Origin of the sequence: Paenibacillus sp. FSL R5-0473 (assembly GCF_038004565.1) — a bacterium.
GTDB classification, from domain to species: Bacteria; Bacillota; Bacilli; order Paenibacillales; family Paenibacillaceae; genus Paenibacillus; species Paenibacillus amylolyticus.
Genome location: NZ_JBBORL010000001.1, coordinates 6,622,863 through 6,636,090, shown reverse-complemented (window position 1 = coordinate 6,636,090; position 13,228 = coordinate 6,622,863). Strand labels below are relative to the sequence as shown.

The 13,228-nt window shown below is 45.2% G+C and carries 7 protein-coding genes; all 7 read right to left on the bottom strand.

The window, feature by feature from the left end; all coding sequences use genetic code 11:
- Positions 1-20: 20 nt before the first annotated feature.
- The 7 genes from MKY28_RS29045 to MKY28_RS29015 all read right to left on the bottom strand — a co-directional run bounded on the left by MKY28_RS29045 (position 21) and on the right by MKY28_RS29015 (position 13,057).
- Positions 21-2,744 (bottom strand): stalk domain-containing protein, encoded by a 2,724-nt coding sequence (locus tag MKY28_RS29045; RefSeq protein ID WP_340937703.1) that lies wholly within the window; start codon positions 2,742-2,744, stop codon positions 21-23.
- Positions 2,745-3,016: 272 nt separating this feature from the next.
- Positions 3,017-3,727 carry a hypothetical protein gene (locus MKY28_RS29040; RefSeq protein ID WP_076254041.1) on the bottom strand — a complete coding sequence of 237 codons (711 nt, stop codon included), beginning with the start codon at positions 3,725-3,727 and terminating at the stop codon, positions 3,017-3,019.
- 104 nt (positions 3,728-3,831) lie between these two features.
- Complete coding sequence (locus MKY28_RS29035) at positions 3,832-7,653, bottom strand: S-layer homology domain-containing protein (RefSeq protein WP_340937702.1); 3,822 nt, start codon at positions 7,651-7,653, stop codon at positions 3,832-3,834.
- A gap of 208 nt (positions 7,654-7,861) precedes the next feature.
- Complete coding sequence (gene metK / locus MKY28_RS29030) at positions 7,862-9,064, bottom strand: methionine adenosyltransferase (RefSeq protein ID WP_076254038.1); 1,203 nt, start codon at positions 9,062-9,064, stop codon at positions 7,862-7,864.
- Positions 9,065-9,319: 255 nt separating this feature from the next.
- Positions 9,320-9,592: an alpha/beta-type small acid-soluble spore protein gene (locus tag MKY28_RS29025; protein ID WP_076254036.1), complete on the bottom strand. Its 273-nt coding sequence runs from the start codon at positions 9,590-9,592 to the stop codon at positions 9,320-9,322.
- Between the two features lie 148 nt (positions 9,593-9,740).
- Complete coding sequence (locus MKY28_RS29020; RefSeq protein WP_076254034.1) at positions 9,741-10,307, bottom strand: hypothetical protein; 567 nt, start codon at positions 10,305-10,307, stop codon at positions 9,741-9,743.
- Between the two features lie 134 nt (positions 10,308-10,441).
- Positions 10,442-13,057 (bottom strand): hypothetical protein, encoded by a 2,616-nt coding sequence (locus MKY28_RS29015; protein WP_340937698.1) that lies wholly within the window; start codon positions 13,055-13,057, stop codon positions 10,442-10,444.
- Positions 13,058-13,228 lie beyond the last annotated feature (171 nt).

Genomic DNA, 13,228 nt, shown 5'->3' with positions numbered 1-13,228 from the left:
CCGGTATATATCATACCATATCACGATGAGATGGTAACGGTCTTCGTTTTCTGTTCCCATTTTACAGTCAGACCAAGTTGCTCGGAAACGAGTCTAAGCGGGACTAAAGTCCTACCACCCGTTACGTATGGTGCAACAGTTGCGCTCTGTCTTTTACCATTCAGAATGAATTCTTTCTGCCCTACAACCAGATCAATCAGCTTGCCACCACGTAATACCGTGATCCGCTGATTTTTGCTATCCCAGCTTGCCTGACCACCAAAAGCGTCCAAAACATGTTTGATTGGCACATACGTTGTACCATTTTTCAGGACCGGTGCTGCATCAATCACTTTTTTCGTTCCGTTCACCGTCATCGATTTCTGTCCAAGCACAAGCGAAGCTGTACCCGTAGGCAATCCGACTTCACTGGACTTGGAAGGCATCGTGAATGCGATATTGTCAAAAGCAACCGTACCTGATTTCGCACGCTCATCCTGACCTTCCTCCACGTTCACCACATAGACCCGCTTCAGCTTCGCCGGATAGGCGATGTTCAGTCCATTCAGGTCCACGCTCAGCTTCTTCCACCCGTTCCAGTCAATCGCTTTGGCGAGATCGGCATATACCGTTTTGCCATTGGCATCCGTGAATTCGGCACGCAACCAGTTCAGGCTTTTATCTCCCATAACATCCATTGACATCGATGTAGCTGCAGCAGATACCTCTCTACCGGTAGAGCCATTCAGTTGTGCATAAGCGTACATTTTGCCTGTTCCAGCAGTCATATCATAACCGAGTTGCAGTACATTGGAGCCGGCTTTTTCACCAGTTCCTGCTGTGACTGTTGCCGTACCAGTTACACCCGCTGCGTTCGTGGTGAAGTTAATCGGATAATTCACGTTTTCGAAGTTCTCCCAGATCGTTTCACTTGCAGAAGCCGAGAGTACTACGACTGTGCTGTAACCATCATAACGACCAATCGCATATCCTACTTGTGCACCAGAATTAACGGAAGATACCGTTAATTGGTCAGCAGTGACTTTACCTTTGAACCCGATAAATTCCCATGTCAGCGAGTCTGCCGGAACCGTCACACTTTGTCCGCTCTTCGTTGTTGCCGTTACAGGAATGGACATCGTTGTGCCTGCTTGGAGCGAACCGAGACCCGATCCTGCTGTCAGGGAAGCCAATTCACTTCCACCCAATACCGATACTTTAATCGAGGATGAAGCTCCATTGCTCGTTGCCGTCAGCGTTGCTGTGCCTGGCTTCACGCCTTTGATTGTACCGTTACTGACACTCACGATGCTGTTGTTGCTGGACTTCCAGGACATGCTGATATCGCCTGTTGCGATCGGGTTGTAGTAGGTGTCATATCCTTTGGCTGTGTACTTGCCCTCTTGACCCACCAGCAACGTTTGGCTACCACTCACGGCAAAGCCCTTCAGTTTACCTACAGGAGCCGTAGAGAACACACCTAGCGTGTTTACAACCTGACGTTGCTCGGTGCCATACTCTGTGTTGAACGTCAGACCGGCGGTCTGCTCACCTAACGGACGGGTTACCATGGTTGTGGAGCCGCCTCCGTCCAGGTTCATGCCTTTCCAGACACCCACACTGGTCATAAAGGATTGCAGTTCCGTCAGCGACATCCCGCTGCTGTTACTGTTTTTCTCCGCTGCAATGATATAGACATACCGACCATCCTGGGAGTATCCTACTGCCGTTCTTGCACGAATGCCACCAATGCCGGAAGATGCGATATCACGGGAAAAGGATGCTGCCTTTCCACCGTTCACAAGAATCGTATGACCGCCAATCATCATCTCCAGATTACTCGGATCAACCGATTGTCCGGTTGTTTTGGCTTTTAACTTGTAATCCGCATCCAAGGTTTGCCCAACGGATAGATGGCTCATGATCCATGTCGCCGCTGTTCCATGCGCACGCAAAATGTACCCATCCTTCGGCACCGTCATGTTTAGCGCTTTTTTATCCGAGATTTGGGTGATTACTCCGTTCTGCACGAGAACCTCTGTTGGGGTTGTGGAAGGATCATTTGGACGTTTGGAGGAGGTCCATGCCGGTGTATAAATATACATTGAGTTGGCATGACTATATTTCACCGCGCCCGACTCTACCGTATAATCCTCTTTATTTATCCCACGCAAAGCAAAGGTTGAACCATCCTGTGCCTTCACAGTTCCGTCAAAGGAATACTCGTCGATCATCGGTTTGCCATCCTTGGTCACCGTGAGGGCATACATGCCCGACAGTTCGGAAGGTGTGGAGACCAGTACGCCATCTGAGACCTGTCCACCAATTGGTGCGAGCTCGCCGGATACATTGAAGTAATCGCCATTCACAGCAGCTACTGCACCATTTTCCTTAGCCATGGCACCCGTGCTCTGTTTACTGTTCAGATTACCGCCCTTGCCTGTCATCACATCCAGCTTCACATACGGGTTCTGCAAATCCACCTGGATTACATCCGCCAGTACGTTGACCTTGGAACCGGAACGTGTTGTTGTATATCTGTATTTCATGAGCTTCGCACCCGAAGTCAGAATTTCTTCACTCAACTTGCTTGTATTTGTAGATGCTGCAGCGGCCACCGATTGCCACGAAGTGCCTGACCACATCTGCCCGCCTGCGCTCATCACCGGTGCAATCCAGATCACACCCGCCAGCGTCACAATCGCCCATTTCTTCACCTTACTGCCCTTAACGTCTTCCAGCTGTTTCTCATGTTTCCCCAGCATGTCTGAAACGTCTCTCCCATCTTGTATATCAATCTTAGACATCACGAACACTGCCAAGTAGGCAGCCGATAGCGAGATCTCTAGTATACTCTTCTATTAATAGACTACTTTTTGTGAAAAAAGTTACGCCCCCAGCCAAGATTGAGGTATATATTGGTTAATCAATTCCACACGTTTCTGCTATGTAGTTAAACTAATCAAAAAATAGACTTCGTCTGTGCACGAGTAAGCACAACAGAAGTCCATTTATGATTCATATATTTCCTATTAACTTACAAGTCTTCTACCACAAATTCAATATCATTATAGTACCTCTGTAATGATAATTGGTTTCGACTCTCTAATACATTTTTCACCAATTCATGCGGTGATCGTCTAAATTTAGGATTACCAGCTATATTTTTTATCATCGGACCTTGTTCTTTAGTATACTCCCATTCTGCACCAAAACGTTTTATAATAATTTCCCCAAAACAAAAGCCTACCGAATATATCTCATTTTGATCTATTCCCTGTACTATCAACTCATCTAATATAACAATCGAACTTGGAACCTCTAACTTAATATGATTTGTCTCGACGAAATCATGCATAAAGTCAATCCACTCAGTGCCTAGGTAATTGGGTGGTGCGGGCGAAAGAGCCACTGCATGCTCTGCAAACCATTGCAAAGCGTATTTCTCTATGAGTTCACCAAAATAGTTAAGAATTTGATGCAGTTCTTCATTATTACGATATACATACCACTCATGAACCTTTCCTTCAGCAAGCTTTGTACTACTTATTGACTTAGAATCCGTTTGGAAAGTGCAACGAATGGCACATGATTCCCAATCACTTCTATCAATTTCTATAATTTCTTTAGAATAACCATTTCTAGATCTAACAAAAACCCAAGGATTAGACGAAGATTCTTGATAAACAAATGATAATTCTCGAATTCGTTCATATAATACTTTTTTGAGTATCTTAGTAATGTTCAAAAAAGTCACCCTTTCTATAAAACTTCAACTCTCTTTAGTCCTTTATCTAATTATATAAAAAGAACACCTCAAGAAATGAGCTTCCTTGAAGTGTCCCTATTAAATTATAGATATCCTAATTTGTCCAAAACCCGCTTCAACATGACTGCTGCCTGTGCACGAGTTGCATTTCCCTGAGGTTCAAATGTTCTGGCTGTCATGCCTTGAATGATTCCCTCCTGCACCGCTTTGGCAACAGAATCCTTGGACTGGATTTTGTTGCTGTCCTTGAACTTGGATAGAGTGGTAGCAGCGGAAGATTGAAGAGAGACTGTTTTCCCACCGTAGTTCATCGCACGTACCATCATAAGTGCCATCTGCTCACGCGTAATGGGGCGATCCGGCTTAAAGGTACCATCGGTATTTCCTGTAATGATTCCCGCTTCAGCAGCAGCACCGATATAGGCACTTGTCACACTACCGCTACGAACATCCTGGAAACGACTTGCTGCAGTAGGTTCTCCATTCAGTCCTAGACCTCTAGCGACCAATTCAGCAAATTCCGCACGTGTAATGTTCTCATTCGGTCGGTAGAAGGAACCACCCGGTGTGTTAATTATCCATTTGGCAGAGAGCTCCTTAATGACCTCACTAGCCCAGTGTGACGCCGTATCCGGATAACTAACGATGTTGTTAACAGGGACTACCGACTGATTGCCATTCAGCTGTCCTCGAACAACTACACCACCTGTCGTATTTTTAAAGGAACTAGGTACATTGGATAACCTAAACGTAACTGGATCGATATACGTAAATCCAGATGTTACACTCGGGGTATTGGCAGCCAATTGCATGGCCAGTTGGCTTTTGACATTCTGATCTACACGTTGATCGCTTGTTCCATTACCGGTATACAAATATACGTCCGTATAGTTGCCAAGCTTCTGCGCTCCTGCACCTGCAATCAAGCCTTCCATCGTCCCCGATGAAGACACAGGTACCGTCCCTAACTGAACGTATAAGGATGGAACTGCTGCTGCTGTCGTAGCACTTGTGTTTGACGTTCCTACACTCCGACTCATAGCCGCCATATCTAAATTAGACAGTGGCACCGTCCAGAGAAGATCGCCATATTTCACACCAATAGTGCCTGTGCGATAACTTGCAGCAATCTGAGTCAGTGCATTTAATGGGAATCCAACATACGCAGCCGATTCACTGTCCGGAATCTCAAATACCACCGGCTGAGTCAATTTCCCGTTTGCTCCAGCGTATTCAAAGGACTGAATCAACTTGGTTGCATCCACGTTGAATTGACGAGTCGGGCGATTATAGTGGGACATCGCAGATACAGCAGAAGCCGTAGTATTATTCATCACAAGTAAAGACTGACCATAGTTCAATGCATCCAATTCCGACAACCAGGAAGGACGGTTTCCCGACTGATTATTGTTCGAACTATTATTCGTCTGTTGTAACGTAAGTGGACCAAATGCTGTTATCGTGACATTCGACGCATCCCGTAACGGCAAAGCCCCAGGTACATAACTCACCGTTCCCGTCTGAGTAGCTGTCGATGTAACTGCTGAAGTATCCACTTTCAATGTCACCACAGTGCCAGAAGCTGAAGCAGACAATACAGTTGTGGTTGAATTACCAATCACTACACTGAACTGAGATGCTGTTAGTGCAGCCTGGGACTGGATTGAATCACGGAAATTAATTTGAACCGTGTCTCCCTGAAGCGTAGCCGAAAGGATTTTGCCATTTCCATATGTGTACGTTACTGGAGTCAGATTGAGATATCCTGCTGGGTTATTGTTTAGATCCGTTAATCGCAATGCTCCAGGTACATATGATAACGATATATTTTGTGTATCTTTCACCGCTGAAGCCAGCGTTAACGTGACCAGATCATTTTCGATCTCGGAATCATTAACGAAGACTGGCTTACCATCGACCAGAACAGAATATTGGCTGTTGAGGGGTTTATTCGTCATGTTCAGTGGTTCATTGTAACGCACCCATAACTTGTTGCCACTCACCTCAGCACTCTTGAACTCAGGTGATTTGGTATCAATTGAATTGCGGACATAGAAGCCGCTGAATCCAGCAAGAGCCTGTCCACGTGTATCTTTTACAGGCCATGAACCTGGCGTGTATGCAACCTGAACGACTTCACCATCCGTAATGGATCGACTAAGATTCAATGTCACCACAGAGCTGCCATTGATCGATATGCTACTAATGCCTACAGCCGACTGATCCGCAGTTACACTGAATTGTCTTGCTGCATCACTTGAAGTGATATATACCGTCTCAGGGTAGTACAACGTCATTGTACTGTAATACACGTTACCTTCTCGCGGCTTGGACATAACAGAATCTAAACCGTTCTCCACATCTCTTGCGCCAAAAGCAGCCGCAGCATTGGAAGACTGATCTGTAAGACGATTACCTGTAGTACCGGGTGCATATGCGATTCGCACAACTTGTCCTACCGCTACACCCGTATCCAAGACAACATATACACTGTCACCTGAGATATAAGTGGAGCTGACGTTTCGATTCTCTCCATTCACGGTAACGGTATAACTGCTGCTCAGTGGGCTGATGCTGCTAAGCCACTTGTCGTACGTTAGACGAATCGTGTTGTTACTATGCATCTTGGCACTCTTAATTACAGGTATTGTTGTATCTCTGCTTAAGGTTTTGAAAGCCCATGATGTAGATCCATTCAAACCTGCGAATGTATTACCTGCTTGATCACGAAACGTATTGGCAGGAATATCGACAACATAGTTCATATTATTCTCTAATGTGCTTGTTGGCGTAATAATCAGTTGTCTGTTGTTCGAACTAAAGGTTGTCGTCGAATCAACGGTTGCTCCATTTGCTTTCTTGAGAATAGCTTGACCTGGGAAGCTACGGTCCAGTTCCTTGTTGAACGTCACTGTTAGGTTGCCCGACAAAGGCGCATTCGTGGTGCCATTGGTAGGAGACAAGGTGGACACCGTTAGGGAAGTTGGGTCCGACTGCACATTGAATCCCCAATCCATGCCGCTGATTCCACGGATGTCATTCCCCTGCTGATCTCGTAAAAAACCTTCAGGTATCACGATATAATATGTACTATTGTTATTGAAATTTTTTACAGGATCAATTGTAATCGTCTTAGTGCCAAGACCAGTAATTCGTGGTGATCCTTTAGACGTGATTGGAATTGCTTCAAATAAAGTTCCTGTTCCGCTCCCTTGATAAATTTGAAGTGTGCCTGCTCCAGCAACAACCGGTAGACTAAACGACACTGTCAGATGATCCGAAGGTTTCACCTGAACAGCTGCGTTCTGGGGTATCTTGCCTGTAACTGCCGGCAAGCCTATATTTTGAGTACTAAACGTCCACGCTTTGTTCAATAATCCTGGAAATAAAGTAAGATTCTCACCATCCATGTAAGCAAATGCATTTGCATCAATTTGAACGTAATATGTTCCACCAGGAAGAATATTTCCTTCTGGGAGTTGGATGCTTACAAATTTCCCTTCAGGTGGTGGTGAAGCTGTATCTTCTCCTGTAGACGGTTCGGTATCGTTCACAGGTACAGAAGGATTCGTGATTAGCCCTAAGCTTTCAATCGTTACCAGTTCACTGGATACGTCTACAGAAACAACCTCTGAATCATCGTTGACACGTTTAATGGATATCTTACTTTCCGGACCGATTACTTTTGAAACCGGTCTCGCAAATTCAATACGTAACGGCAATGATCCATCGACGTTTTTGCCGTTCACCGCAGGAACAGTATTCGTTATTCCATTTGCACTTAATTCATTGGCCGCATATGCTTCCTGCTCGACTCCACTCCATCCCGTAAGCCAACCTTGAGCCGTCAACATAACAATTAAGATTCCGAGCATGCCTTTTCTTGCAATTCTCTTGAATTCCACTGATCTTCCCCCTTATCTGCATTTCTTCTCCTGTCTGATGCACAGACCTCATTATGTATTTCGGTTAGAGAAGGGATTTCATTTAGTTATTTGGGGATTTATTCCATAATTTTTCCTTTGTCCATGACAAGCAGTGAAATCGATGGAAGCACAAAAAAGCCCTTAATTCCTTAACGGAATCAAGGGCTCCATTACTATTGCACCTAACTTACAGACCTGCTTGAGTTTTCAAAAGGTCTACTTTATCCACTTGCTCCCAAGGTACATCCAGGTCTGTACGGCCGAAGTGACCGTAAGCAGCGGTTTGTTTGTAAATTGGGCGACGCAGATCCAGCATACGAATGATGCCAGCCGGACGAAGATCAAAGTTGTTGCGCACAAGCTCAACCAATTTCTCTTCGCTGACTTTGCCTGTTCCGTATGTATCCACATTGATCGATACCGGGTTGGCTACACCAATCGCGTAAGCGAGCTGGATTTCCAATTTGTCTGCAAGACCTGCAGCAACAAGGTTTTTCGCTACGTAACGAGCTGCATATGCTGCTGAGCGGTCTACTTTTGTTGGATCTTTACCAGAGAACGCACCACCGCCGTGACGTGCATAACCGCCGTAGGTATCTACGATGATTTTACGTCCAGTAAGGCCTGCATCTCCCTGAGGTCCGCCAATAACGAAACGTCCTGTTGGGTTGATGAAATATTTAGTCTGCTCATCCAGCAATCCAGCTGGAACAACAGGCAAGATTACATGTTCTTTAATATCTTTTTGGATCTGCTCCAGCGTAGTCTCTTCAGCGTGCTGAGTAGACACAACGATTGTATCCACACGTACCGGTTTGTCACCGTCGTATTCAATCGTTACTTGCGTTTTACCATCCGGACGAAGATATTCCAATGTACCGTTCTTACGCACTTCCGCCAGACGACGCGCAATACGGTGGGACAGAGCGATTGGCAAAGGCATGAGTTCAGGTGTTTCGTTCGTTGCAAAACCGAACATCAGACCTTGGTCACCTGCACCAATGTTTTCTGTCTCACGAGCCATTTGTTCCGGGTCACGGTTCTCAAACGCTGCGTTAACGCCTTGGGCAATATCAGCAGACTGCTCATTCAGAGAAGTCAGAACTGCACAAGTGTTATAATCAAAACCGAACTGGGCATTGGTGTACCCAATTTCCTTAATTGTATTACGAACGATGGACGGAATGTCCACGTATTCAGAAGCTGAACTGATTTCACCGATGACAAGCACTAAGCCTGTGGCTACGGAAACTTCGCAAGCTACGCGAGCATTAGGATCGTTCGCCAGGAACGCGTCCAATACGGCGTCTGAGATCTGATCGCAGATTTTATCCGGATGTCCTTCAGTTACAGACTCCGATGTAAATAGATGCCGGCCTTTAACAGACATGAAGTTTCAACCTCCCATAACTAGTAGTATGGCGATTGCCCGAACAAAACATGACAGCGATTCGTTCACTGTACCCTCGAAGCTTTCCAAAATGGAATAAGGACGCAGGGTCCGCAGTACCGAAGATAAGGATTTTTCAGGTAATTGCCTCAAACGAAAATCAACCTTTCCCTAGTGGAAAAGGTTGCATACCTCAAGTGCCATCTTAACGTATTTGTCAAGACGTGTCAAACGAAATGGGGTAAGGAAAATGCCCTATAAGTGCTGTTCTGCCTGACGAATTAGCCTTTTGGTGATCTCTCCACCAACCGATCCATTCTCGCGGGAAGTCAGATGTCCCCACCCTTTGTATTGCCCATAGGAGTGATCACTCACTTTACCAAGTTCAGATCCAAATTCTGTATCCGCACCAGCTAAACCTCTGCCACCATAACCTACATTGAGACCAAACTCTGCAGCAATCTCATACTTCATCTGATCCAGCATTTGACGACTTTCGGGTACCACTTTGCGATTGCTTCTAGCCATGGTTCCTGCACCTCCATTAATTGATTGTCAACAGTTATAGAGTGAGCAGGAACAAGGTTGGCTAGCCGTATTAATGTTTGTTAGAAATGGGTAATCTGAGCAAATGAAAAGTAAGACTAATGAATAATTCCTTTAACAGCTACAAATCCTATTTCAAAGTATATCCACCACGAACCATTACAGTTAGGCTATATTTGTTTCCTTCCAATACCGTGATCCCCCGTCCATCCCTTGGAAAAGAGAGCAGGTGATTGGTCGGCGCTGCCTGTCCATTCGTCAGATCAATCCCGTCCGTCAGATCAGCTACACCATTCGTACCTTCACTGACGATCACAGCTTTGCCGCTACGTACAATGAACTCCGCGCCGGACTTTCCGATCAGCTGTTGACCCGGCTTTACGGTTACGATCTCAACGGCTTCAGAAGCGCCCGAGACCAGTGGAGGAAGGGATGTGTCTCCACCTGTGCTACCGGAGTCCCCGGTTCCTGTAGAGCCAGTGTTGTTACCAGATGTGTTGCCTGAACCCGTGCTAGCACCTCCACCCAATGCTTTTTGAATCTGCTGGTCTACATAACTCTTCGTTACAACCGGATCGTCTGCTGTTCCTGGCTGGCTTGTACCTGCACCGATGGCTGTATTGCTGTATACCGACCCAACCCACACGCCAACACCAATCGCGAGCGCTGCAAGGGATACTTTCATATAAGGTTTCATGTGAATCATTTTCCTCCTCTGGTAATCTATTAACTTTAACTATAGAGAAAAAGTAGGGATGCGACAAGCAAAACCTCGTTTCCGTTGGGTGGAAACGAGGTTTTATGGATAATTATAGTGCTGCCTGTTTTTTATTAAAACCCATCCGATGGGAACGTAGGGAACTCCGGTTCTTCTTTTGGAAGCTTAGAAATGTCGTATCCATAACTTTGCTCTGCAAGACGGATACGTTGTCCTTGAAATTGATCATATACTGTCAAACGATACGAACCACCACGTAATTTTTCGAAGAAGCTGTCTTCTACACTCCAGCTCAGCGTCTGGTTGGTTCCCACTTTCAGATCGGTTCCCGAAGTCAGTTCTTTCTCATATGTTTTTCCTGCTTGATCGGTCAGCGTGAGGATTAATTTGTGTTCGTTCTCCCCCATCTCGATCTCTTCATTGCGAGTCAAGCTATAGTTCACCTCTACTTGTACGGATGAACTACCTGCCAGATATGCTCTCACACTGTTAGCAGTCCAAGAGTACGGATAGAGATCAATATTGCTTAGCGAGCCTTGAACACTAATGGAGGTTGGCGGTACTTCGAATGCCAAAGCATTCACATAAGCAGTCGCTTCCCCTTCACCGGTTACAAACTTGCTGTCTGCAATGCCTTCACCCACTATTAGGCGCAGGTCTGAGAAGGTAACGGACTTCGGAATCTTAGCCCAGAACGTAACAATTGACTTCTGACCCGGCCCAGGCAGACGCTCTGCTTGTTTCGCAGTTGCTCTGTAATACTGGCCATCCGATGTTTTGAAGTATCCTACCAGTTTACCGAGACCACTTTGACGCAATGATTTGTTCGTCATTTCGAATTCGGTATATACGATGTCCGATGATGTTCCCGGATAACGAATCGTTCTCCGCACACCCATTTCCGTCTCTTTATCAGCAGTACCCGAAGTGTATGTCTTGCCGCTTCCAACATAAGATAAGGGTGGAATTAATCCGGACGTATTTAACGTGATCCACTCATTCGTCTCTTCTTCACTAACTTTCTCGTTAAGACTTAGTTCCAGACGAGATATACGTAATTCGGAAGGAATCTTGGTCAACAGGTAAGCCTCTGTTGTCATGCCGGCTCCAAGTAGCTTTCCACTTTGTGTGTAGATTAGCTTCTTGTCTCCTTCAATCTCAGCAGAATCAATCATAAACATCGCTTCAAGCTCAGGAAGTTGAACTGTTTTGTTACCCGCATTACGAATGGTCACTTTTGCGGCAATAATATCACTATCAAGCCACGGCAACCGCTGTAACGATCCAAAAGACACACCAAATGTACCTTTGTTATTCTTAACGACAGTTTCGGTCGTCAACCCATCTCCACTGGATACCGATTCAGGAATAGCATAGACACCCACAGGATAAGAGAAAACAAATCCATTCGTTGGAGCAGAAGTTGTCGATTCTGTGCTTTCATTTTTGTCTACAGGACTCATTACATACAGCTTGATTTTGCTTGTATCACCATCACCCTGAAGGGTTACACTTAGCTTAATTGTCTTGATATCGCCGGGGTTCAACTTCAATGTATCCAATGCTTTGGTTTCGATCGGATATACTGTTCCGTCTGTATTACGTACCTCGAAGGTATATGTCGGCACCTTAATGGCTTTTTTGCCTTCATTCTTGAGTTTCATTTGAAGGTTAAGATTGTACTCACCATCATCAATTCGAACTTTGGCAGATTCAATCAATGTGGACAGTCGTTGTCCTTCAACTGAAATAATGTTTGGCTGATTAGCAGCGACTTCTACATTCGTTTTGCTAGCCTCTGGCAATTGCAATGCAGCAACAGGCAGAACACTTTTCTCTTCACCCTGTTCCTCTACCAGCAATAGCTCAGACTTTTGCAGCTTCACTGACGTAGGAAGAGATGCCATCAGACTGAGGGCCTTATTAGCTTGAGCCTGTATACTGACACTCGTACTGTCTTTATCCGGAGTTAACGGATAGTTGGTACCACTTGGTGTACGTAAGATCCATTTGATATTCGGATTTTCAAGCAATTTATAACTGATATTGTTTAAATTCACGCCAATTTTCACATACTGATTCTTATCTTCACCTGGAAACACTTTAATTCCAGATACTTTCACCTTCACCGCAGAGTCGCTTAGACGAACCGTCTTCGGCTTACCTACAGGTGTGGTAATACTATAAGATGCGGGCACGTTAAACTTACCCAGCGTACGTTCATAGTTAGCTTGACTGAAATCCCATTTCACGATGAGGAAGTTCAGATCACTGAGTTTCACCTCGCGACCCACTTTCATGACATAGGTCAACTCAACTGTTGATCCAGGGGCGACCGTTTTCTTTTCCTGATCCTTCGCAATCAGTTTAGGTGAGAACGATGTTCCACCCTTGGTTTTCACCTTGCTCCAGTAATCGAGCATCATCATTGGGGTGCTGTCATTGTTCTTATAAGACAATGTATACGTAACCACATTGCCATCATCCTGTGCCAAGATATTTACATCTGTTAATCTTACGGAACTTCGCGCTGTCACTTTAACAGCCGATAGGTTACCGAGTGTATGTACAACCTTTTTCGTGGTTGATGCCGTTTTCTTCGATGTGCTGCTATTTGAACTGGTTTCAGACTTTTTATTGATTGTGCTCGCTGCCATGGCAATGCCAGCCGTTGAACTAATCAACATCGCACTCGCGAGCAAGCTCACAAACATTTTCTTTTGATTCACTTCCAAACCTCCCATAAGTTGCTTGTTACATTATAGTATAAACGTTCGAGAAGGGTAGAAAGTTACGATGTTGTTGTGTATTAACAATTTAAAAATTCTCTAAGTTAAATAAAATTGAGTAGCCTATCTCTCACACCTTGTACGTACAATCGGTATACGGCGGTTCAACCA